General features: G+C 57.0%; 17 protein-coding genes. 8 read left to right on the top strand and 9 right to left on the bottom strand.

Annotated features, from left to right (window positions below):
• Window position 1: 1 nt before the first annotated feature.
• Window positions 2–1123, bottom strand: a complete 1122-nt coding sequence (locus ACQRA4_RS11115; RefSeq protein WP_427823147.1) for an HD domain-containing protein — start codon at window positions 1121–1123, stop codon at window positions 2–4.
• On the opposite strand from ACQRA4_RS11115, the gene ACQRA4_RS11110 reads away from it, so the two are divergent.
• The 4 genes from ACQRA4_RS11110 to ACQRA4_RS11095 all read left to right on the top strand — a co-directional run bounded on the left by ACQRA4_RS11110 (window position 1122) and on the right by ACQRA4_RS11095 (window position 11799).
• The gene (locus ACQRA4_RS11110) at window positions 1122–1943 is read left to right on the top strand and encodes a biotin--[acetyl-CoA-carboxylase] ligase (protein ID WP_427823146.1); all 822 of its coding nucleotides are present in this window, start codon (window positions 1122–1124) and stop codon (window positions 1941–1943) included. The genes ACQRA4_RS11115 and ACQRA4_RS11110 overlap by 2 nt on opposite strands.
• Before the next feature lie 17 nt (window positions 1944–1960).
• Entirely contained in the window at window positions 1961–5662 is a 3702-nt protein-coding gene (locus ACQRA4_RS11105) for a pyruvate carboxylase (RefSeq protein WP_427823145.1), read from the top strand.
• A 93-nt stretch (window positions 5663–5755) separates the two neighbouring features.
• Window positions 5756–9331 carry a PEP/pyruvate-binding domain-containing protein gene (locus tag ACQRA4_RS11100; protein ID WP_427823144.1) on the top strand — a complete coding sequence of 1192 codons (3576 nt, stop codon included), beginning with the start codon at window positions 5756–5758 and terminating at the stop codon, window positions 9329–9331.
• A 665-nt stretch (window positions 9332–9996) separates the two neighbouring features.
• Entirely contained in the window at window positions 9997–11799 is a 1803-nt protein-coding gene (locus tag ACQRA4_RS11095) for a methyl-accepting chemotaxis protein (protein WP_427823143.1), read from the top strand.
• A gap of 334 nt (window positions 11800–12133) precedes the next feature.
• Here ACQRA4_RS11095 and ACQRA4_RS11090 read toward each other — a convergent pair whose 3' ends face one another.
• Window positions 12134–13276, bottom strand: a complete 1143-nt coding sequence (locus ACQRA4_RS11090) for a hypothetical protein (RefSeq protein WP_427823142.1) — start codon at window positions 13274–13276, stop codon at window positions 12134–12136.
• A 198-nt stretch (window positions 13277–13474) separates the two neighbouring features.
• On the opposite strand from ACQRA4_RS11090, the gene ACQRA4_RS11085 reads away from it, so the two are divergent.
• Entirely contained in the window at window positions 13475–14125 is a 651-nt protein-coding gene (locus ACQRA4_RS11085) for an HAD-IA family hydrolase (protein WP_427823141.1), read from the top strand.
• Window positions 14126–14393: 268 nt separating this feature from the next.
• Here the strand turns inward: ACQRA4_RS11085 and ACQRA4_RS11080 are convergent, their stop codons facing one another.
• On the bottom strand, window positions 14394–16076 hold the full coding sequence (locus ACQRA4_RS11080) for an HD domain-containing phosphohydrolase (RefSeq protein WP_427823140.1): 1683 nt from the start codon (window positions 16074–16076) through the stop codon (window positions 14394–14396).
• Window positions 16060–16713, bottom strand: a complete 654-nt coding sequence (locus ACQRA4_RS11075) for a transglutaminase-like cysteine peptidase (protein ID WP_427823139.1) — start codon at window positions 16711–16713, stop codon at window positions 16060–16062. The genes ACQRA4_RS11080 and ACQRA4_RS11075 overlap by 17 nt, the downstream gene beginning before the upstream one ends.
• A gap of 504 nt (window positions 16714–17217) precedes the next feature.
• On the opposite strand from ACQRA4_RS11075, the gene ACQRA4_RS11070 reads away from it, so the two are divergent.
• Window positions 17218–18420, top strand: a complete 1203-nt coding sequence (locus ACQRA4_RS11070) for a tyrosine-type recombinase/integrase (protein ID WP_427823138.1) — start codon at window positions 17218–17220, stop codon at window positions 18418–18420.
• Window positions 18421–18425: 5 nt separating this feature from the next.
• Here the strand turns inward: ACQRA4_RS11070 and ACQRA4_RS11065 are convergent, their stop codons facing one another.
• The 5 genes from ACQRA4_RS11065 to ACQRA4_RS11045 all read right to left on the bottom strand — a co-directional run bounded on the left by ACQRA4_RS11065 (window position 18426) and on the right by ACQRA4_RS11045 (window position 21120).
• Entirely contained in the window at window positions 18426–18737 is a 312-nt protein-coding gene (locus ACQRA4_RS11065) for a helix-turn-helix transcriptional regulator (protein ID WP_427823137.1), read from the bottom strand.
• A complete protein-coding gene (locus tag ACQRA4_RS11060) occupies window positions 18727–19077 on the bottom strand; it encodes a LuxR C-terminal-related transcriptional regulator (protein ID WP_427823155.1) in 351 nt (116 codons plus the stop codon). Before ACQRA4_RS11060 ends, ACQRA4_RS11065 begins: the two co-directional genes overlap by 11 nt.
• A 386-nt stretch (window positions 19078–19463) precedes the next feature.
• Window positions 19464–20063, bottom strand: a complete 600-nt coding sequence (locus ACQRA4_RS11055; RefSeq protein ID WP_427823136.1) for a hypothetical protein — start codon at window positions 20061–20063, stop codon at window positions 19464–19466.
• 2 nt (window positions 20064–20065) lie between these two features.
• Complete coding sequence (locus tag ACQRA4_RS11050) at window positions 20066–20761, bottom strand: hypothetical protein (RefSeq protein ID WP_427823135.1); 696 nt, start codon at window positions 20759–20761, stop codon at window positions 20066–20068.
• Window positions 20762–20763: 2 nt separating this feature from the next.
• Complete coding sequence (locus tag ACQRA4_RS11045; protein ID WP_427823134.1) at window positions 20764–21120, bottom strand: hypothetical protein; 357 nt, start codon at window positions 21118–21120, stop codon at window positions 20764–20766.
• A gap of 53 nt (window positions 21121–21173) precedes the next feature.
• Between ACQRA4_RS11045 and ACQRA4_RS11040 the strand changes: the two genes are divergently transcribed.
• The gene (locus ACQRA4_RS11040) at window positions 21174–21683 is read left to right on the top strand and encodes a plasmid mobilization protein (RefSeq protein ID WP_427823133.1); all 510 of its coding nucleotides are present in this window, start codon (window positions 21174–21176) and stop codon (window positions 21681–21683) included.
• Window positions 21589–23913 (top strand): DNA-primase RepB domain-containing protein, encoded by a 2325-nt coding sequence (locus ACQRA4_RS11035; protein WP_427823132.1) that lies wholly within the window; start codon window positions 21589–21591, stop codon window positions 23911–23913. The genes ACQRA4_RS11040 and ACQRA4_RS11035 overlap by 95 nt, the downstream gene beginning before the upstream one ends.
• Window positions 23914–24031: the final 118 nt, after the last annotated feature.

The raw sequence follows: 24031 nt of genomic DNA, 5'->3' as shown, positions 1-24031 counted from the left end.
GTCATGCGGAGGGGGCAGGAACGGGGGGCAGTCCGGCCAGCGCCCGACAATGCAGCTCGCGCAGTTTGCGTGCGGACTGTTCACCTTTGTCGCGCCAGGCCGACGGCAGCCGCACGGCCAGCAGGGCATCCAGCTGGCGGCGCGCTTCCCGGCCGACCTGGCTGCTGCTGTCGGCGTCGACCAGCCGCCAGAAAGGCGCGCTTAAACCGCTCTGATGCACATGCCACAGCAAGTCGCGTCGGACGCCGGGGCGCAGGCGCGGCAGAATGCCGGCCTTCATATGCTCGGCGGCGGCCAGCGCGCCGGCTTTATGGAAAAGCGCGGGCAGGCGCAGACGCTTGGCCAGCGCCAACGCCAGAGCGACGCCGCGCCGTTCATGGCCGTAATGGTGCGGCAGCAGGGCCGGTGGGGTGACGGTTTTGCCCAGGTCATGACAGAGCGCCATCCAGACGGCCAGCGGCTCGCCGGCTGTCAGATTCATGATTCGCGCCGTATGATCCAGGACGGAGCTTTTATGCCAGCGCGCTGGCCCGGCGGGGATGTCCCCGGCGGTCTTCAGCTCCGCGAACCAGGGGGTCAGGGCATTTCCCGCCGCCAGCGTTTTAAGGAAGCGGGCGGGCGCGGGCGCGGCCAGGGCTTTGCGCAGTTCGCGCCCCACCCGTTCCGCGGGAATCGCCGCCAGCGCTCCCTGGGGCAGGGCGCGCATCTGCGCGTAAGCCTCTTCATCCACCCGCCAGTCTGGCCAGCATGCGGCGAAGCGGGCCAGCCGGAATACTCGCGCGGGGTCGGCGGACAGCGCCGTGGGAGAGGCGGGCCGCAGACGGCGCGAGCGCATATCCGCCAGAGCCTGGGGGTGAACTCGCAGCAGGCCGCGGCAGTCCAAAGCCATCGCATTGACGGTGAGATCTCTGGCCTGCAGATCCGCCTCCAGGCTGCCGCCGCGCAGCGGCATGCACTCGTGGCCCCGCCAGAGACAAACGCGTACGCTTTTGCCCACCGGACGGGCATCGGGATGAGCGGCCAGAAAATCGGCTATGGCGCCGGCGAAGGCAAAATCCAGTTCAACAGGGACGCGGCCCAGCAAAATATCCCGCACGGCCCCGCCCACGAGGTAGAGCTCCATGACTTCAGTATGCCACAGCACGGCATTCGAGAAAAGCTCCCGGACGGGCCTTGCGCGCAGCGACGGCGCGGGCGCCGCCCAAACTCCTTTTATCTGGCGCTTCGGCGAGGTTTCATCGAGTCTCGATGTGGCGTTTTTTCTGTCCGGGCGCGGCTGGCTGGAGGTCTGGGACAGCGTGCAGGCCGTCAGCCAGACGGCGGGGCGCGGGCAGTTGCGGCGCTCCTGGGCGTCGCCGCCGGGGAATATCTACGCCGCGTTGCGCTTGCCTCTGCAGCCGCCTTTTGACAGCACGGCGGCGGCTCCTGTCATGGGGCTGCTGCTGGCTCGCGCCCTGCGCGCTGAAGGCTGGCCGGCGCTGCTCAAGTGGCCCAATGATCTGGCCCTTTGCCCGCCGGACGGCCCCCGCAAGCTCGCGGGCATTTTGCTGGAGGAGAGGGGGGGCGTGCTGCTGGCGGGTATTGGCGTCAATGTGAACAGTTCTCCGTCTGACGCCGCGTTGCGGGCCGATGCGGCCATGCCCGCCGTGAGCCTGAACGACGTTTCGCAGTCCGCTGTCCCGTTGGCCGAGTTCCTCTGGCGGCGACTTGTAAAGCGGATGCATTCAGCATATGATGACGGGCATTCTCTGACCGACCAATGGAAAAATCAGGCGGAGGAGCTGTTGCTCTGGCGCGGTCGTCATGTGTGCTTGGTTGATGGGCAGGGCAGCGTGCACGGCAGGCTGGAGGGGCTGACCCCGGCCGGTGGACTGCGCCTGTGGCGCAATGGACGCTGTGAGGAATGGCTGAGCGGGAGCCTCCGGCTTTCTGAAAGACTATAGTAAAGGGCTGAAAAGGCATGGCCAACAAGACATTCGCGGAAGTTCAGGATTTTCTGAGGGGCAAGGTCATTCTTGTGGCGAACCGGGGCATTCCGGCCCGGCGCATCTGCCGCTCCATCCGGGAGCGCTTTGACGCGGTGGCGGCCATGACCGCCACGGATGTGGACAAAACAGCGCCCGCCGCCTCCACCGCTCAGGAGCTGATTCTGCTGGGCAGCGAGCCGCGCGCCTATCTGGATATAGACAGAATCATCGACCTGGCCAGGCGGCGCGGCGTGGTGGGCATTCACCCCGGCTGGGGCTTTGCCTCCGAGGACACGCGCTTTCCGCAGCATTGCAAGGAGGCCGGCATCACATTCATCGGCGCCACCGCCGAAGCCATGAACCTGCTGGGCAACAAAGTTCAGGCGCGCGAGGTGGCCCGCAGGCTGGGCATCCCCGTGGTGCCCGGCTCCGACGGCGCGGTGGACATCGCCACCGCGCGCCGCCTGATCAGTGAAATCGGCCTGCCCATCATGCTCAAGGCCGAAGGCGGCGGCGGCGGCAGGGGCATTTTCGCCATTCACAACGAGGCTGAACTGGAAGACGCCTTTTTCAAGGCGTCTTCCATGGCCCAGGCGTCTTTCGGCAATCCGCGCCTTTTTGTTGAAAAGTTTCTGGATGGCGTGCGCCATATCGAAATTCAGGTCATCGCCGACATGTACGGCAATGTCTTCGCTTTTGATGAGCGCGACTGCACTGTGCAGCGCAATCATCAGAAGCTGATCGAAATCACCCCGTCGCCCTGGCCGGGCGTGACCCGTGAACTGCGCGAGCGCCTCAAGGATTATTCCCGCCGTCTGGTGCGCGCCGTGGGCTATCATTCGCTGGCCACTGTGGAATTTCTGGTCACGCCCGACGGTTCGCCCTATCTGATCGAGGTGAATACCCGCCTCCAGGTTGAGCACGGCATTACCGAATGCCGTTACGGCATCGACCTTGTGGAAGAGCAGATCGCCGTGGCCTTTGGGGCGGAACTGCGCTACCGCGAGGAGGATCTCCGCCCTTCGTACTGCGCCATGCAGGTGCGCATCAACTGCGAGAATCCGCAAGACAATTTTTTGCCCAATTCCGGTCTGATATCTCGCTATGTCTCGCCAGGCGGTCTTGGCGTGCGTCTGGACTCCAATATCAGTGCCGGTTATGAATTTCCGGCCAATTATGATTCAGCCGGCGCGTTGCTGATCGCCTATGCCCACGACTGGGAAAAGACCCTGGGCATCATGGATCGGGCTTTGGGCGAGTACGTCATCGGCGGCATCAAGACCACGATTCCCTTTTTCCGCAAGGTCATCAAAAATCCTCTGTTCCGCAAAGGCGACATCAACACCAATTTTATCGCCGACCACCCCGAACTGATGCTTTATACCGACCTGGCCCCGGAAGGAGAGCGCCTGGCCCGGCTGGTGGCCGAAATTTCGGCCAAGGGCTTCAACCCTTATGTTCAGCTTGGGGAATACCGTTCGATCACCACGCCATGCCTTGGCCCTTTCGAGCCTGTACTGCCCCCCATCCGCACCTCGGCCCGCCGGCAGGCCTCGCCCTATCCGCAGGGCGACAGGCTGGCGACGCTGGATTACATCCGCGATTCAGGCTATGTGCATTTCACCGACACCACCCCGCGCGATTTTACCCAGTCCAACTCCGGCAATCGATTCCGCCTGGCTGAAGACAGGCTTATTGGCCCCTACCTGGACAATGTGGGATATTTTTCCATTGAGAACGGGGGCGGAGCGCATTTCCATGTGGCCATGATGGCCAACATGACCTATCCCTTCACCGAAGCCAAAGAGTGGAACAGCTTTGCGCCCAAGACGCTCAAGCAGTTGCTGGTGCGCTCCACCAACGTGCTGGGGTATACGCCCCAGCCGCGCAACCTGATGCGCAAGACTGGCGAAATGATTTGTGATCACTATCAGGTGGTGCGCTGCTTCGACTTTCTCAACCATGTGGAAAACATGCGGCCCATCGCGGAAGTGGTCATGTCCCGCAAGGACGTCATCTTCCAGCCCGCGTTGTCCCTGTCCTGGGCCAGAGGCTTTGACGCGCCGCATTATCTCAGCGTTACCGAAGCCATTTTGCGCATGGTGGGCGACGTGATGGGCGTGGACCCCAGGGAGGCGTCGCGCCATATCATTCTGGGCCTCAAAGACATGGGGGGCGTTTGCCCGCCGCGGTTCATGACAGAACTGGTTGGCGCGCTGCGCAAAGCCTGGCCCGAACTGGTGCTGCACTATCATCGCCATTATACGGACGGTCTGTTTGTGCCCGCCTGCGGCGCCGCGGCCAAGGCAGGCGCTCATATCCTTGACGTGGGTCTGGGGTCCGCGGTGCGTTCTTACGGGCAGGGCGACGTGCTCGCCACTATGGCCTACCTTGAAGATGAACTGAACTTGAAGTGCAACTTGAACAAAAGCGCCATTCGTGACGCCAATTTTGTCTGCAAGCAGATCATGCCCTACTACGACCGCTACTGCGCCCCGTATTTTCAGGGCATAGACTATGACGTCACCCTGCACGGCATGCCCGGCGGGGCAACATCTTCTTCGCAAGAAGGGGCCATGAAGCAGGGCTATATCCATCTGCTGCCCTACATGCTTAAATTTTTGGAGGGCACCCGCCAGATCGTGCGCTATCATGACGTGACGCCCGGTTCCCAGATTACCTGGAACACGGCCTTCCTGGCCGTGACCGGCGCCTGGAAGCGCGGCGGCGAAGATGAAGTGCGCTATCTGCTTGAAGTTTTGGGTGAAGTAACCCGCACGCCGGAGAATGAGCTCACGCCTGAGATGCGTCATGCCCGCCTTTCCATTTACCAGGACTGCAATGACGCTTTTCGCAACCTGCTGCTGGGCAAATTCGGCAAATTGCCTCTGGGCTTTCCGGCGGACTGGGTCTATGAAAGCGCTTTCGGCTCCGACTGGAAGGGCGCCATCGCCAGACGCACTGAAAATTCGCCTTTGGAGGCTCTGGCGGACATCAATCTGGCTGCCGAGGAGAAGGCTTGCGCGGATATCATCAAGCGCCCGCCCACTGCTGAAGAATTTGTGCTGTACCTCAACCATCCTGCTGACGCCCTGAAGACCATGCAATTCAAGGCAAAGTTCGGCGACCCCAACAATCTGCCCCTGCATGTCTGGTTTGAGGGCCTGAAAGTCGGGCAGGATCTGTACTTTAACGAAACCAGCGGCAAACCCCACCATCTGGCGCTGTTGAGCATTTCACGCGCCAACGAGGCGGGCATTTCCATCTGCCGGTATGTGCTTGATTCGGAATTCATGAGTTGCGAGGTGCAGGTCGCTCAGCCCATGGATCAGAAGGGCAAGGGCGCGCTGATGGCCGATCCCGCCAACCAGTACCATGTGCCCGCGCCCAGTAACGGCGATTTGTGGGTAATGTATGTGCATCCCGGCGATGTGGTCAAAGCCGGCGAGGAACTTTTCAATGTCTCGATCATGAAACAGGAAAAGGCTGTGCTGGCTCCTGTGGACGGCATTGTCAAGCGCGTTCTCAAAACCGCCGACTTCAAGGAAAGCAAGCAGATGGTTTCTGTACGGGAAGGGGAGTTGATTGTGGAGCTCGGGCCGGTGCCGCGCATATGCCGCAACGAGGCCTGCGGGCAGCCCATCCCCATGGATGCGGCCGCGTTCTGTCCCTATTGCGGCGCTCAGGTGAGTTGAGCCGGCGCGCCGCGATTTTGTAGACAGTTTTCCCGTACGGGTATATTATTCTGACAAAGGAAAATGCTCTTTCCCGCCAAACCGGAGGAAGTCATGGCTAAAAGTCCCGCCGCGAAAACCGTGCAGGCCAAGCCCAAAGCAGATTCTGCCGATTCCATTCAGAAAAAGCTGGTGCTGACTGGCGCGGATATTGTAAAGCTTGGTCCCGATGCTGAATTGCTTGTCGGGGGTAAAAACTACAATACGGCTCTGATCAGCCAGATTGACGGCATTCAGGCGCCGCATTTCCGCGCTGTCTCCTCGTTGGCGTTTCACCGCCTGCTGGATGAGACCAGGGTCAACGGTCGTGTCGTGCGCTCTGTGGTGGACAAGGAATACGCTCGGATTGACTGGAATGACCCTGAAATCAACCAGGACCCGGATTTCCTGCAAAAATTCGTGCGCCAGTTGGGCAGGCAGATTCACGAGGCCGCCAAGGCCGAAGGCGAACAGGCCCATACCAAACTGAGAACTTTCATCAATAATATCGTGGAAGGTTTTGCCACCTCGCCCGAAGGCATTGACCAGCTGCGCAAGCGGTCAGTGATGGTGCAGGCCGCCATCCTGTCCGTGGATGTGCCGGCGGAAGTGGATGAGGCCGTGCGCGGGGCTTATAAAGCCATCTGTGAAGAAAACGGCGATGACATGACCCCGGTGGCGGTGCGTTCTTCCGCCGCGGGTGAAGATTCGCGCAAAAAAGCTTTTGCGGGTCTGCAAGACACCTACCTGAATATGGTCGGCGCGGACAGGGTGGTTGAGGCCTATCACTGGGACTGCTCTTCAGCCTATAACCTGCGCTCCATGACCTATCGGCGCGAGGCTATTCTGGATGCCCTGGCGCGAGCCGAGGAAACCGGGGATGAATCCATTGCCGAACTGGCCAAAAAAGAATGGGCAATCGAGCATACTTCCCTGTCTGTCTGCATGATGCAGATGATCAATCCCGTGATTTCCGGCACGGCCTTTTCCGCCGATACGGCTACCGGTTGCCGGGGTACGGACCGCAAGGACCTGGTCAGCATCGACACCAGCTATGGCCTGGGAGAAGCCGTGGTGGGCGGCAAGGTGACGCCCGACAAGCTTTATGTCTTTCAGCGTGACGACGGCAGCGAGGTGGTTATCCGTCAGATGGGCTGCAAAGACATGAAGATTGTCTACGACGAAAAAGGCGGCACCCGTGAAGTGCCAGTGCCGGAGCTGGAGGCTTTGCGCTGGGCCTTGTCGCTGAGCCAGGCCGAGCGCGTGGCCAAGGGCGTGCGCGCTGTAAGCAAGGCTTACGGCGGCATGATTATGGATACGGAATTTTGCATTGACGCCAGCGACAAGCTCTGGTTTGTCCAGGCCAGGCCCGAAACCCGCTGGAATGAAGAGCTGGAGCTGCACCCCACCACCATTTTCATGCGTCGCCGCGAGGTGGACGCCAAGGCCGCGGCCGTGGCGGAAGTTCTGGTGGAGGGCAACGGCGCTTCGCGGGGAGCCGGTCAGGGCACTGTGCGCTTTTTGCGTTCCGCTCTCGAACTGAACAAGGTGACCAAGGGCGATGTTCTGGCAGCCGAGCGAACCGACCCCGACATGGTGCCGGGCATGCGCGTGGCCTCGGCCATCATGGCGGATGTGGGCGGCGACACCAGTCACGCGGCCATCACCTCGCGTGAATTGGGCATTGCGGCGGTTATCGGCATTCAGCGGGTGGATGTGCTGCGCGCTCTGGACGGCGCTGAGGTGACGGTGGACGGCACGCGCGGGCGCGTTTACCGCGGGCTGCTGCCGCTGCACCAGGTCGGCGGCGAGATGGATGTCGCGAAACTGCCCTTTACCAAAACAAAGGTGGGGCTTGTGCTGGCCGATGTGGGGCAGGCCCTCTTCCTTTCACGCTTGCGCAATCACCCTCAGTTTGAGGTGGGTCTGCTGCGCGCGGAATTCATGCTGGGCAATATCAGCATCCATCCACAGGCTTTGGAGGCCTTTGACAACGGCGAGTTGGACGTTGTCGTTCAGGCAAAACTCAAAGAGCTGGAAGACCGGCTTTCCAAGGTCTTGCGTGAACAAATGGCCGCCGGGCTGATCGTCTTTAATTTCAACCTGCGCGAATATGTGGGTGAAGTTACCGGCCTGGCCGCCGAGGTAAACGCCCTGGCCGATGTCGACAAAAACCTGAGCGCAGAAGAGGTGCTGCTGCAACACCGCAAGATGCGCGAGCTGGATCACAAGATTGACCAGCATATGGAGATGGCTTCGCGTCGTATTGAAGTGCTGAAAACGTCACCCGATCTGGCGGATCATGTGCGGATCATCATGGGCTATGACGATGAGCTTGCCCTGCTGTCGACCGCCGATCCGGAATCGGCCAAGCGCGCGGCGGAAATTGAAGCCAGCGTGGACGCCCATGTACAGCGTATTCAGGCTTTGCCCGCTGTGGTCAAACTGCTGGAAAACATTCGCCATCTGCGCGAGGAGATCGGTCTGCGCACCGGCCTCAAGAAAGAGATGGACGATGTGCGCAATTTGCCGGAAAAAATCCGCTCCATCATCAAGGCGCGCGGCTTTCGTACCGGCAAGGAACATTACGTGCAGACCCTGGCCCAGAATCTGGCGCTTTTTGCCATGGCTTTCTATGGCAAGCCCATCACCTATCGCACCACGGACTTCAAGAGCAACGAATACCGCAACCTCCTGGGCGGCAACCTGTTCGAGCAGCAGGAAGCCAACCCCATGCTGGGCTATCGCGGCGTGTCGCGCAATATTCATGATTGGGAAATCGAAGCCTTCAAACTGGCGCGCGGCGTGTACGGCGGCAGCAATCTGCGTATGATGCTGCCTTTTGTGCGCACTCTTGAGGAAGCGCGCTCCATGCGCTGCTATCTGGATCAGGTGCATAAGCTCAAGAGCGGTCAGGATGGCCTGAAAATTATCTTGATGTCCGAGCTGCCTTCCAATGCGATTCTGGCCAAGCAGTTCATCAGCGAGTTCGACGGCTTCTCCATCGGCTCCAATGACATGACGCAGATGGTTCTTGCCACGGACCGGGACAACGCCCGTCTGGCCCACATCTATGATGAAGAAGACCCGGCGGTGGTCTGGGCCATACTGGTCAGCATCTTCACCGGCCAGAAATACGGCAAGAAGATTGGCTTCTGCGGGCAGGGCGTTTCCAACAGCATTATCTTGCGCGGCCTGGTCGCCATTGCCGGCATTACTTCGGCCTCTGTGGTGCCGGATACCTATTATCAGACCGTTTTTGACATCGCTGCGGTGGAAGAGGAAAACATACCCACATCGCAACTCGGCAAATGGCTTGGCCATCAGCATCACAAGCGCCTGGCGGAACTTATGGAAAAAGCCGGCTATGGCCATATTCTTAAAAAGTACAAGGAACCGCAGGATATTCAGGAGTGGTACGAAGGCGAACTGCAACGTCGCCATGAACAGCTGCGTGAACATCTGGACACGCCCAAGGAAGATTTTTACCGCAGCGAGTTGCAAAGCTTCCGTTCCTCATTCCACAAGCCGGTCATCTATGCCACCTGGAACTGGGATGACACAGTGCTGGATGCCCTGCACCAGTCCGGCTTTGCAAACTTTGAAGAACAGGCCAAGGCGTTGGAAATCTCTCGCGAGTTGAACGCCTGAAGCCATATGGCATGAAATTGCGAAGGGCCTGAACCGTGGGGTTCAGGCCCTTTTACCGTTGAATCTTGCTTATTGCCCCTCAGCCCAGGCGTGGTCTGCATGCGGCGGGCTGGCATGACGGGCCGCGGATTGTGGGCAACGCCCCGCCAAATTTGTTTCAGTTCAGTCTCATCGGCTGCGTCAGTATTTCTGGCAAGTGAGGGGCAATACGCGGGAGGGCGGTAACGGAGAGACGCGCCTGACTCATGGCGAGCCTTTTTTGAACGGGCTGAATTGCCCCGCAGAAAGAGGCGAGGGACGGACGCTTCAGCAGCTTTTACGGAAGACCGCCTGTTTTCCCTTTCGATATCTTGCATGGCGGATGGACACCCGGCTTGGAGCGCTGAGTATACACGCCGCCATGCCGGGAAAAAGGCCTGGCAAAAATCCGCGACTCGCGGGGAATGTCCATGCCGCCGCGGGTTTGTCGCGCACGGCTTTGGGAAGGGCACTTAACATCCTTACCGGGTGGTGATATTGAATTTTCCGCCTATAGTTTTTGCATGACCAGCCGTTATATATGGACAAGTTTTCAGAGGGCAATCGCCCCATTATCGAAAAATCTACGCTTCGCACTGAACAGATCACGATATTCGCTGCACAGAGAAGGGGAAGGAGGTTCTGTTATGCTCAGAAACATCACGATTGCAAAACGAATTGTTTTGTATGTATTTCTGGTCTTTGGCACTATTTTCGTCATGGCCGGCCTTTCTTTTGTCATGATGGACAATGTAATCCTTTCCGGCACATCACTGGCGAAAAAAGAGCTTCTTGACTCTCAGCGATCTCGCATCAAGGACGTGACCCATGCCGCGGCCTCAGGGGTAGCCATGCTTGCGGCGGGTCTGCCTGAGGCCGAGCAGTTGCGGATCATAACCGACTTTGTTGAAAAATCCCGCTTTGAAAACGATGGTTCGGGCTATTTTTATGTGTACAAGGGAACAGTCAATGTGGCCCATCCTGTTCAGAAAAATCTCATAGGCAAAGACCTTGGGAAAACTGAAGACAAGGATGGAGTGCGCTATGTGGCGGAACTCAATGCGGCGGTGAGCAACGGCGGCGGTTTCGTCAATTTTCTTTTCCCCAAGCCTGGAGCCGGCGATGTTTTCAAGCTGGGCTATGCCGAAGCGATTCCCGGGACGCCCTTCTGGATTGGCACAGGCGTTTACATTGATAATGTTGACAAGGCGGAAGAGAGCCTGCACAGCAGCATGAACAGTCTGCTCTGGGACACGCTGAGCCAATTCGGTCTTATTCTCCTCGCCATGCTGCTGCTTGGCGGGCTGCCGATTTCTTATGTTTTGGCAACCTCCATCATAGGCCCTTTACGCAGAATAACCCAGATTGCCCGCTCCGTGGCTGACGGCAATCTTGATGAAGAAATTTCCCCTGTCGGCAAGGATGAGGTTTCATTGCTGGGCCATGCCCTGCGGGACATGATCAAGACCCTGAAAAGCTATATTCTGCACGCGGAGGAAAAAAGCAAACACGCCGAAGAGGCCGCCAGGAACGCCGAAGCCGCCCGGGATAAGGCCAATCTTGCCACAGAGGAAGCGCAAAGCAAATCCAGGGCTATTATTGCCGCCGCTGAAAAACTGGAAAGCGTGGGCGATGTCGTCTCCACAGCTTCCGCTTCGCTTTCTTCAAAAATTGAAGAATCCGACAAGCATGCGGCGGTGGCGGCCCAGCGGCTTACCGAAGCCGCGACGGCCATGAACGAAATGAACGCCACAGTGCAGGAAGTGGCGCGCAACGCATCGGAAGCGCAGAGAATCTCCGCGGAAACCAGGCAGAAAGCCGAAGCGGGCGAACATGTGGTGGAAGACTCGCTGCGCTGCATCCAGTCTGTGCATCAGGTTTCCCTGGAACTCAAAACGGATATGGGGCAACTGAACGAGCATGCAAAGGCCATCAGCCATATCATGAGCGTTATTTCGGACATTGCCGACCAGACAAACCTCCTGGCGCTTAATGCGGCTATTGAAGCCGCCCGCGCGGGTGAGGCCGGCAGGGGATTTGCCGTCGTTGCGGATGAAGTGCGCAAGCTGGCGGAAAAAACGATGGCCTCCACCCATGAAGTGGGCAATGCCGTTGCCGCCATTCAGGAGAGTGCGGACAAAAGCTCCGCTTCTGTGGGAAAAGCCGTTGTGCAAATCGAAGAAGCCACGCAACTGGCGATGAACTCCGGGCATGCTCTTGAGGAGATTGTTTCAGCGGCTGAGGTCACGGCGGATCAGGTGCGCGCCATTGCCACAGCCAGTGAAGAGCAGTCAGCGGCCAGCGATGAAATCAATCAGTCCATCACAGAGTGCAATGAAATGAGCGCTCAGATAGCTGAGGCAATGGCGGACGCCACCAAGAGAGTTTCGGAGCTTACAGCCCAGGCGCAGGATCTGACCACGCTTGTGCGTGAAATGAAGGTCGCCTGAGCATATTCGCATTCAAGCCGTAAATCAGAAGGCCCCGGCGGGAAGCCCCCAGAGGCCTTCTGGTTTACGGGCGATAATCAGATAACGCGGCAAGCCGCCTGATGAGCAGGGGCTTTTTGTCGTGGGCCTGTGTCTGCATCAGCGCATACCGGCCCATCCTCCCGCAGGCGTGCGGCGAACGCATAATCGGCCACACTGGTCTGGAGGGATAGCCTGCGTTCACTCTGAACGGATGCAGCCGTCTGGCCCGGTACAGACCCGGTACAGAGTCGCTTGCAACTACGCGGCAATATGCCGCTTTTATACCAGAGAGGCGGCTCTTTTTATTGGCAACTCACGCCTTGACTATCAGCCCTGAGGAGGGGGGCGGAAGCGCTTCGCGCTGAACCTTGCGTTGCGATTCCAGAGCCCATTGGGCGGCATCAAAGGCAAAATCCTTCTTTGAGCTGTTGGCTATCTGCCAGCGGACACGCAGCCTTCCGAGATTTTCGGCCCGCCCGGCGACTCCGCTGGAAAGCATGGAAAACTGGGCATCGCTGTGGGGCAGGCTTCCGGGAGGCGTCTGGTTAAAAAGCTGCTCCAGGTGCAAACGGCTGTCCGCAGAAAAATCCACGCCGGGCGTTAGCGGCGCAAGGCCCCGTCCGCCTTCCTTTCTGCCGGTGGCGGTACGGCGCACCTGCTGCAAAAGAGCCGCCCCGCCGGGCATGGCGGCATCAAGCAGGCGTTTTTCAGGGCCGGCCAGGGCATCTCCCCAGGCGTTTTGCCTGGCGTCCGCCGTGCGGATGGCCCAGACCACTTTCTGAAAGTCGGCGGCATAGCTCGTATTCTGGCTGCCGGCCATGCGCATGACTTTGTAAAAAAGACGACGCAGACGAAAATTGATCAAACCGGCCATGGGGATAAAGCGCATGGCTTCCCCCTTGGAGGGAGCTGGCCGATCGGGATCAAGGCAGTAGCCCTGAGTTTCAAATTGCACGACCTCGCCGGGATGAACGGTGATGACGCCGTTCGCCGCCCGTCGGATATCCCCTGTGCGGGCGCGCGGCGCCGTCGGAAGAGAAGGGGATCGGGGGGCTTTTTGCCGTTTTGCTGACGGGGCGGAGGCAGCTGGCTGGCGCTGCCCGCTGTGGTCTTGCGGCATGGCCGGCTGATCAACCTGTTGGCCGGTTCCGGCGGGCTTTTTGGCTCCACCCGTCGCTGAGGCCGCTTCCGCGGCATTCTCTGGCGTTTCTTCCGGGGTATTGCTCATCCAGTGGCGTTGCTCCTCATTTTGGGGAGCGGCGGCAGCCCAGGCGGCGTCTGTGGATTCCTTGAAGATGGCCTTGGCCTCCGCCGGGGCGCCAGGGCTGTAAAGCGCGTCAACATCCGCAGACGGCGCAAGAGAGCCGGGCAGGCCGGCTGCGGACTGTGAACGGGAAACGCAGCCCGTTCCGGCCAGAGCCGCCAAAGTCATCCAGATAAAGGAGCGTCGATCCATACCGCCTCCTGTGGCGGCGGCGCATGGCGGCCGTCAGCGCCGCATGGCAATCCGCATTTTTGCTTTTGAGCATAGCTTCGGAACGCGGCTTTGTCCACACGGCAAAACGCGCCTCAAACCTTTCGTATTGACTGCTGTGGGACGGATATTTAATACTGCGACTGAGCGATAATTCCCACCCCTTGCTGATGGCATGTCATGTTAACGCATATCTTTTTTGATCTTGACGGCACGCTGACGGATTCCAAGCCCGGCATCATCCATTCCGTGGAACATGCGCTGAATTTCTTTCATATACATGTGCCCTCTGAACAATTGATCCCCTTTATTGGCCCGCCGCTGCGCGATTCTTTCGCGCCGTTTTTTGATAATGATGACGAGCGCGTGGCTCTGGCTATCCAGAAATACCGTGAATATTATGCTGTCAAAGGCATTTATGAAAACAGCCTTTATGACGGCATAGGGGAGTTGTTGCGTGAGCTGCAGGGGCAGGGACTGCAGCTTTGCGTTGCCACATCCAAGCCCGAGCCGTTTGCCCGCCAAATTCTGGAATATTTTCGGATCAATGGGTGTTTTGCTCTTGTGGCCGGGGCGGAACTGCACGGCGCGCGCAACAGCAAGACCGATGTTTTGCGTTATGCCCTCATGCAATGGGGCATTGGGGACACGCGCTCCTGCCTGATGGTGGGAGATCGCAAATATGACGTGCTGGGCGCGCATGCGGTGGGCATGGCCTGTGCCGGCGTTCTGTACGGATATGGCTCGTGCGGGGAATTGACGGACGCGCGCGCAGACTATCTTTGCGCGACTGTGCCGGATTTGCGGCATTTGCTCCTCAAAGGGCTGTAGCCCACCGCCTCTGCCCCTGTGCTTCCTCTGACGCCTGAGCAGCATGAAGAGGGCGGGGCCGTCCGACGAGGCATGAACGCCAGCACAAAGGGACGGCCGCTCAAAGTTCCGGCCCTTTGTGCTGCGCATGGCATTGCTGCCGCGCTTTCATCCGCCGTGGCGCCGCTGGCGTGAAAGGGCGGCCTGCGTCAGACAGGCGGGCCAAACGACGCGGCATCTTTCAAAGACGCCTTTGCGCCCTGAAAGTTTCATGAGAGCGTCGTCTTAGTCACGCGGGCGAGCGCGGCTGCCACTTGCTGATCAAAGCGCGGGTCTGCAGCATCTGCGCCACGGCCTCGCCGGTGGGGATGCCATTGTCATTGCGCCAGGCGCGCGGGCTCGTCATGGCGACAAAGGCATTGACCGCCGCAAGCACGCGACCGCAACGCGATATTTCTTCACCGCGCAGGCCCTGGGGGCTGCCCGAACCGTCCATGCGTTCGCCCATCTCTCGCATGGTTTCGCGCACGGGCAGGTCAAAACGCAGGTCATGAAGAACTTTGTCTGCGTATTCCCGCGCGCGGTGCACTTGCTCCCGCTCTTCCGGCGTCAGAGCGCCGCGTTTGGTGAGGATGTCGCGCGGGACAAAAATTTTGTCGATCTGCGAAAGCCGGGAGGCGAGGCTCAGGGTTTCCTTCTCTCTGGGATCAAGATGCATTTCTTCGGCAACTTTTTCGGTGACGCTGGCCAGCCTGTCAGAGTGTCCGGCAAGGTTGGGGTCCACACTCTCAATGGCATGCACCAGGGCGGAGATAAGCGCGCGCTGCTGCTGGCGGGCGCGCTCGGCATTGCGCCGAAAAAGGGTGATGTCCTGAAATATGCCCACGCAGCCCGTGGCGGCAAGGTCTGCGTTATCGGCGGCGGGGCCGTACGGATAAAGATTGACGCGGAAGAGACGCTCCCCGTTTTCCTCTCCGCCATCGCCGTCAGCGGGGGAGGGCGGCAGGGTAATTTCCACACTGGTTGACCGGCCCTGATTGTTGACAAGGGCCATGTCCGCCAGCAGTTTCACCGCCGCCTTGCCTGGCAGGGCCTCCACCAGCGGCGTGCCGGGGCCGATGTCGCCGCCGGCCGCGCTCAGTGCGCAAAAGGCGGGATTTGCCATCTGAACGCGGCCCTGACTGTCAACAAGGACAAGACCCGCCTGCAGGGAGGCATTGACGCTGTCGAGCAAAAGTTTCTGGTTGTGGATGGTGGTATAGAGGGCCTCCAGTTGCCGGGCGCGGATTTCATGGGTGCGGCTGGTGGCGCGGGCCCAGACAAAAGCGCCGAAGAGGGTGACGCCCAGGCTGGCAAGTATGCCCAGACCATATATCTGCCATGTCTGGGAGCGTATGAGATCGTCCACCTCGGCGGCGGGAGTTTCCAGCGCAAAAAGCCAGTCCAGCACAGTGGGATGCGCGCCCATGGAGTAAACCTCGCCGCCGCCTTGCAAAGCCTGGCGACGCTGGAAGGGAAGGGGCTTCTGCTCCGGCGGTTTCGGAAGCCGCGCATTCATGCCTTCCAGATGGACGCCGCCATCTCGGACAAGGGCCACAACCGGGCCGTTCGGCCCGTGGGTCACGATGCGCGGCAGAAGGGTTTCCTTATGCTCCCCCGTACGCGCGAGAAAACCGGCCAGCGGCTTGTCCATGGGCACTGAAAGCAGGAGCACCGCCACAGGCTGCGGTTCTTTTGCGCCAAGCACTTCAAAAAGCGGGTCGGCCATGTCCATGATCAGGCCGTTTTTTCCTTTGCGAATGGGGCCGAAAGTGGCGCGCCCGCTTTCTGCGGTGCGGCGTACAAGTTCCGTCTGCTCAGGGGTGAGGGGGGCGGCGAACGCCGGCGCAACCAGGGGCGTTCCGTCCGCGCGCAGGACGCGCGCGTCCGTCCAGGCGCGACGACGCGTAAAATCCTTAAGGAGGTCCTGCATAATTGCTGAGATTATCGAGCACATAGGCTTCGTCATTGAGATAGACCACAAGGACGGCGTGGGCAAGGTTGCGGATGGTGTCGCGCAGAACCACGATGCGCATGCTGTCTGGGACGAAGCCCAGCTCCTTGAGGGTAAAATATTTGACAATGGAATAATCCTCGCAGTCGCCTGATTTTTTCAGAAACTGCGCGGGCGTCGCCCAGTAGTCCGCCTTGCCCCAGTTGACCTGGTCTTCCCGGTAGGGCCAGGCGTTCCAGAAAGAATTGACCAGCAGCAGAACTTCGCGTTCGCTCTTTCCTTCGGCGCGTTGCCGCAACTGAGCCCAACTCGTGCTTTTGTTAAACTGTTTTTCCGGCAAAAAAATATTGTTGGCCGCGTTGCGTTCCAGCATGTCAAGCCAGCCTGGCAGGGTGGAGAGCGGTCGTCTGAACTCCACAGTGCCGAAGAGCTTGATGCCCGGCCTTCTGGCGGCGGCCGTCGCGTCGGGGGCGTTCGTGGCCGGTTCCGCGGTCGCCGGCGCCGCCGCGCGGGAAACGCCGGGGCACGCGCCCAGAACAAGCAGAAGCGCAAGAAGAGGCGAAAACAGCGCTATTGCCCCGCGCGAACGCTCGGAGCGCCGGCGCGGTCGCTTCATGTTTCGCGTCACGCGCGGAAACGGCTCAAATTTTGAGCTGAATGGGGGCACTTGCTGCATTGTCCGTCCCAACAAATGGAGAGGGCAAGCGCCGCCGCTCCATCCTTGACTATCCGTTGCGGAGAGTATAGGAGAAATGCATCGAAAATGAAAGGCGTACCGAACGCTGTGATCTGGGCGCGGTATGGGCCGGGCCGACGGTTCCGGCGTGGCGGCGTTGCCATTACAGGCATGCTCCGACATGCAGGATAGGCCGGAGCGGAACTGCGATTTGTCGGCGAGCCAGAAAATTGGGAGCATACCGTGAAAAACGGTGTAAAAATATGCGACAGTCTCTCCCTCTCTCTCTCTCTCTCTCTCTCCCTCACATGTTGTGAGTATCGCAGCTAAAATAATAAGTAAATCAGACATGTTATAGCCTGAAAAAGTTTTGACAAAATGCCTTTTGGATAACAAATGGATAATCATCTTCCAATTTGAGCAATTCGTCGTTATTATTTCCCCATGAGCGACGTAACCAGCAGAAAATACATCAAAACCAAGTTCGAGGGCGTTTTCTATCGCCAGTCCACCAAACGTGATCCAAGAACCGGCCTGCCGGATCGCATTTACTGTTTCTGCTACAAGGACTCCCAAGGCAAAGGGCACTGGAAAACTGTCGGCAGACACAGCAAGGGCATCCGTCCGGCCCTGGTACAAAAAGAGCGGGCAAAATTCCTTGCTGAAATTGCCGTTACCGGCGTCAATCCTGTGGAGCGCGAAAAAGTGACCACAGGGAACCTCGTTGATGCCTATCTTGCCTGGGGCAGAAGCGAGGGGAAATACGTTGATCAACATTATAGCCAATACGCGGCGCATCTCAAGGACAAAATTCATTGCCTGCCCGTGGTCGAGCTGACTCCGAATCTGCTCTCCAGCCTCAAGGCTCAGCTCCTGAAAACACCCACAGGGAATACAAAACCCAAAAAGACCACAGGAAAGCCCACAAGAAGAGGGAAGCGGAAAACTCTGGCCGGACAGACCGTGAACAACATCTTTTCCTTCATACGCTCCGCCATAAACCGCGCCATTGCCACCGGCATGTGGAGCGGCGTTAATCCCCTGTCCACCAGAGGCGGCACATGGGCAATGGTCAAAGCTAACAACGAACGGCTGCGTTTCCTGACCAGAGAGGAGGCCAAGGCCCTTCTGGATGACCTTGAAAAGCGGCATCAGCAATTGCATGACATGGCTCTGCTCTCGCTGCGAACCGGTCTTCGCCCCACGGAAATTTTCAAGCTGCGTGGACAGGACGTGGATGCCAATGCCTGCGGCCTCTACATTATTCAGAAAGGGGGAAAACGAGTCTTCGTCCGGGTACCGGAGGATATGATTCGGATGCTTCAGGCATACAGGCGCAAGCCTGCGGAGCCAATCTTTCAGCAGCCCCGGAAGAAGACGGCGTTCACCAAGACGCCCGCCTGCTTCCAGACCGCCGTCAGAAAGCTCGGACTGGCCCCGGAAGACGGCGATAGCCTGTACGCTGTCACCCTGCACACCATGCGACATACTTTCGCATCCTGGCTGGCACAGTCCGGCAAGGTCACACTCATGGAGCTGCAAAAGCTCATGCGACACAAGAATATCTCCATGACTATGCGGTATGCCCACCTGTTCCCCGGACAGGAAAGCGAAAAGCTCTCGATCATCGGCGAGATACTGGCTTGAGGCATTTAGCATTTGGATGACTCCGAAGTATGGATACGCCCGGAGGCAATGTAGGCTTCCAGCACGTCGCGTTCATAAAAGATGCGCCTGCCGAAAGTTGTATAAGCCGGGCCAACGCTTTCCTGACGCCAATAGGCGAGGGTCCGTTGAGGAATTCCGAATTCTCTTTCCACATCTTTCGGAGCAAGCAGCCTTTTATCCGGCAATTCAGATGTATTTGTCGGATGTTCACACAAGGCGATGCGAACCGCCTCCGTTATAAGAGGGAGCAGTTCGTCAGGGGAGGAAAGGATAATGGTTTTTCCCTCAGTCATCATGCGTTTTATCCTCGCTCGCCTTGCGGCCTCTTTTGTAGAATGCCCCCAACTCCCGCATGGAATTGCAGCCATTGGCATCCTTCATCCGCTCTTTGTGACGCCTGACGGCACTGTATCCGATACCAAGCTGTTCAGCGATCTTTTTGTCGGTTAGTCCGTCCAAATACGCCTCAAGAACCTCACTCCATCTCGATGTAAGATATATATTGTCTTCCGATGATTCTTCTTTCTCAATTTCAACACGAAATAGTTCAACTGTCTTGTGGAGAGAAAGTTTTTTTCTGGCATTGAAAAGATGATTGTGAACAGTTTTAGGCGTGATAAAAAGACGTTCTGCAATTTCTTTTAGTCTTAAGGCCCATCAGAAAAAGAGAAATTACATTTCTTTCCTGTTGCGTAAGATTACTCATTGTTATCCCTCCTGTCTTTTTTGCTGCTATATAGCATGGCGAGAGCAGTAGGGAGCAGTGGCGAATTTACCCAGATTTAAGGCGAGCGCGCTACGACAGGGGGAAAGAGTTTCTCCACGCTCATTGAATTTATAGGATAACAAGGATTGTTAATAACAATTTAAGTAAAAATATTTATTAAACTATTTCAGAAAAATAGCCAGACCTGATTCACCAGGGAGAGGCAGGAGCTTTCCTCAACCGGGAAAGTTGTGTGTGTGATCCCTACGCTTCTCCTGGAGGCGGCGTCATCCTTCTGGCAACGCCGCCTCCGTGCCTATGCGGAGAGGACGCTTATTGCACTGCCCAATATGAAGCAGATGACCGCCACAAAAAGATATTTTTTCCATATGCGGTTCATGTCCGCAAAAGTCCGCGCAGCGACCACGCCAAACACAAAACTGCCACACAGACACAGCGCGGCAATCATGAAGCCCACAGGCATTTTCAGTAGACTATGCGGCTGAACCATCCCTGAGCCGAGACAGAACCCTGCCCACATCAGAAAACTTCCGTAAAACAGCAGGAGAAAAAGCATGGCAGTTCCCCATTCCAGCCATGTGTGAATATGATTTTTCAAAGAAAGTTTTTCCGCCTGCTTCACTACGTTTTCAGCAAGTCGGCTTTGTGCAAAGCGTGCCTCCTTTTCCGCAGCGACGGAGAGTTCAGCGAGAATTTTTTCTGTGGTGGTTCTGATTTTTTCCGGTAATTTTTCATAGTAAGTTCGCTGATATTCCATAGCTGAAATGATGGCCCACATGGCATCATTATCTCCAATTTGGAGTGTATCTTTTATACGTTGCAGCCGATCCTTTTCTTCCGTGTTCAGTTCCCTGTCCAGCAGCTTTTCCAGACGGGCAAAGATTTCTTTCTCCATAATCACTTCTCTCCAAAAGCTGTCCTGAACATTTCCGTACAGGCATTTTTCCAGCGCCGCAGTTCAGCGCGATCTCCAATAGGAAGTTTGGAAAGCGCCATGCTCACGGGCATCCTTTCGCTATACAACCTGTCGGCGACACGGCTTCCCAAGTCAGGAAAATCCAGAGTTCGGCCTTGCTTTTCGATATGCTGGCGGGCTTTTGAACCATTATACAGCTCGAACTTTTCCGACGTTCCGAAATAGAGATTTCGGCAAACATGAACCAGAGCATCGGGGAAGGCATTCAGGAATCCACGCAAGAGTTCAATGGAATCTCTCTGACGATTTATCATCCAGAATACCACCAGTTCACGGTTGAGTTCACTCAGCGTTTCCCGAAGCGTCATGCCGTATTTTTCTATGCCGCTGTTGCTCCTTGCGGCGGAATTTATCACCAGACAATATTCGGGAAACTGGTCGGCCATATTCACCATTTCTATCCATCCGTCCGAAACATCCAGATTGGCGATTTCGCAAACCAACCCCTCATGTTCGTATGAATGATGGGCCTTGTAGGTGTCGGGGTTTGCCGTGTCCGTTTCCAGCAGCAGTACCTTTTTCCCGCTATCAAGGAGGTAGTCCAGCAGGGCAAAACAACACTGACTTTTTCCTACTCCACCTTTACTGCCGCCAACATAAAAAATCGTCTCGTTCATATTTATATCTCCGTATCCGGTGTGTCGGGAATGATGAAAGATTTTTCCGCAGCTCCGCATTTTTCAGCGTTGGCCGTCGTTTTTTCCCGGCGTTGCTCCCGCTTTTCCGTGTCTGACGTTTCTCCAGAATCCTGATGAAACTGTTTGATAAGATAGGCAGGAATAATAATGCCTTCATTCTTGAGAAGTGAGCGAAGTTCCTCCGGGCTGTAGCCTTTTTTGAGGGCTTTTCTGAAATCTTTTTCCAGCAGTTTCGCCGCTTCGGAACGTGTTTTTCTGTCTTCCTTTTCCGGTAAATTCTGAAGGAGTTTCTTTGCCCGGCTGATTTGCTCCAGTCTGATTGTTGCGGTATGAGCCATAGCTTTTCTCCTGAATGAAAAAATCAGAATGAGCATAACTCAAAGATGGAAACATGGGAAATTTTGCCACTCTACGATACGGGTTCTTCGTGGCAGGATGGGGGTTGTGCTACACACAACCCCCATCCTGCCAAAGGGCTGCGCCCTCTGGACACCCGGAATGCTCGGCGCTGCGCTTCTCGCATTCCAAAGGCAAAGACATGAAAGGCAGAAAAAAGAAAGAAGTTGGACGAAGCGCCGCCCGGAAATGGGTGACGATCCGCGTCACGGAAGAAGAAAAAATGCGCCTTGCGGAACAGGCGGAAATCGCCGGGCTGTCCCTGTCGGAATACATGCGGCGACGTTTTTTCGGAGGTAGAATTTCCGCCTGTACCGATCTGAACACCATAGCGGAACTGCGGCGTATTGGTGGTCTGCTCAAGCACAATTTCGAGACGCTTCGACAGGCCAAGGCTCCACCGGATATTTTTGAATGTCAGGAAACAGCCCTGCGTAATCTGGCATGGGCCATTCAGAAAATCTCATTACGTTGTCATCATGGTTGTAAAGAAAATCAAGAATAAAAAAACGAAAAAGCCCAAGGTCTGGCAGATAGGCGATCTTGTGGACTACATTCGCTTTCCTCAGAACAAGAATCCGCAAGAGAAGATTGAATATGCTGGAGGGAGAAATTTTTTTTCCTCCACGCATGTGGGACAAAAAATGGAGATGATAGCCCTTGCACGAGAATCAGCGCACAGCAATATGCCGGTGCAGCACTGGATGTTCTCGTGGAAAGAAGGAGAGCAGCCAGACAGAGAACAAGTTGAGGAACTGGTGGACATCTTTCTGGAAAAAATGGGACTGAGCGGGCATCAAACCATCTACGGTCTGCACTATGATACGGACAATTATCACCTGCATATCGCGGTCAACAGAATGAACTCGGAAACGGGAAAAGTTGTGCTTCCTTTCAACGGACTGGACATCCGGGAAGCGCATAAAATCGTAGCGTTTGTTGAACACAGGCAAGGATGGGCCAGCGAAGAAAATTCTATGTACGCGATACTGGAAAATGGAGAACTGGCGCGAAGAAGAATAATCAAAGAAGTAAAACCGAAGCAGACAGCACTGGATTTTGAACATGCCACCGGTGAAAAATCGGCTCAACGGATTGCCCAGGAGCGCGGGTACGACATCATAAAAAACGCGCAATCGTGGGCTGAATTGCATGGGAAGCTGGCGGAAATCGGTTTGCGCTTCGAGAAAAAAGGCTCCGGTGCCGTCATCATTGTTGGCGAGAATGTTGTGAAAGCGTCTTCTGTAGACCGTGCGTTCAGCATGGGGAATCTGTGCAAAAAGCTGGGTCATTTTGAAGAAGGATGTTATCCGAAAGATTTGGAAAAGATTGCCCCGGAACCGGTATGTTCCGTCAATCTTGACGCATGGAAAACCTATTTGAGCGCGTTTAATGGGAGACAGAAAGAAACAGGAGAGGCAGGAAATATTGAGCTTGCCCAGATGCGGGAGCGACACAGGTTCGAGAGGAAAAAGGCGTTTTCCCGTCTGTCGAAATATGGTGTGCCGGTTCTGAATATCGCCCGGCATTGCCTGATGACGCGGCAGAGAGCGGAACGGCGTTCCCTGCATTCCCGCCAGAAAAAAGTGCGTGGAGGCAAGCCGCGCTTTGAGATATGGCTGCGGACGCGAGGGCTGGAAAAAGAGGCCGACCGTTGGAGGTATCGCTCATCGGAGGAAGAAAAAAGACACGCCCCGCCGCCCATACAACTAGCGGAAAATGGAGCGGAAACCATGAGCGTGCTTGAGGATTTCAGGAAGTATGCGAATGCGGTCAATGCGGATCGTTACCGTGTGACCTGCATCAAGATGGAGGTGGACGGCAGCAAGAAAACCTTCATCCTGGACAAGAAAGGCGGCATGACCAGAGGTTTTTCCTTGGACGAACTGGAGGGTCACATGCCGGAAATGCTGCACATCCAGAAGCGGGGTGAAAATATCTACTACACGCCGCTATCGGATGACCGGCATCACATCCTCATCGACGATATGACTCGCGACAGTCTGCAACGATTACAGGAGGACGGCTTCCGGCCCGCCGTGGTGCTGGAAAGCTTTCCGGGTAATTATCAATGTTTGCTGACCATTCCAAAGCTGGGTACGGAATTTGATTGTGATGTGGGCAACCGTATCACGGAACGCCTTAACCGGGAGTACGGCGACAAAAAGCTGTGCGGCTGCATCCACCCGCACCGTGCGCCCGGCTTCGAGAATCATAAGCCGAAGCACCGACGGAAAGACGGTTCCTTCCCGCAGGTGAAGCTCCTGTTTGCGGAGCGCCGTGAATGCGCCAGGGCGCTGGAACTGACTAGAGGGATTGAGCGCGAATACGCGGAGGAAGCCGCCAGGCGGAAAGCCGGGCAATGGGCATTTCAGATGCCGGAGACGCGGCCCGGCGACCCGGCAGCCGCCTATTACGCACATTTTGAGAATATCCGCAAGCATCTGACCATTGAGGACTACTCCCGTGTGGACGCCATGATTGCTTTGCGAATGCGTGCCAATGGGCACAGCCGGGAGAGTGTGGAAACCACTATCCGAGCCTGCGCTCCGACCATCCGGGAAACGCCGGTCGGGCGCAATTGGCAGCGATATGCCGAGCGCACGGCGGCGTATGCCTTCGGCCCCGCCGGAGACAGGGACTTGATACGCAACGAGCGGTACCAAGCGTTGTGGCGAACGGTTGAGGGTATGGAAGACACTAAGCCGTCGCCGTCCTTACGAGTGGGGAGGTAGGGAGAACGTTCCCTTAACGTTAAAAGATTGTCACAATAACTATCTGAATTATAACACTTTAAATTGTAGTCTAACATATTTACAGTTGTGCTCATTTCATGATATGCGGAAAGAAAAA

The sequence above is a fragment of the Desulfovibrio sp. SGI.169 genome (genome assembly GCF_050313595.1).
In the GTDB taxonomy this organism is placed as follows: Bacteria; Desulfobacterota; Desulfovibrionia; order Desulfovibrionales; family Desulfovibrionaceae; genus Desulfovibrio.
This window is presented reverse-complemented; position numbering and strand designations above follow the sequence as displayed.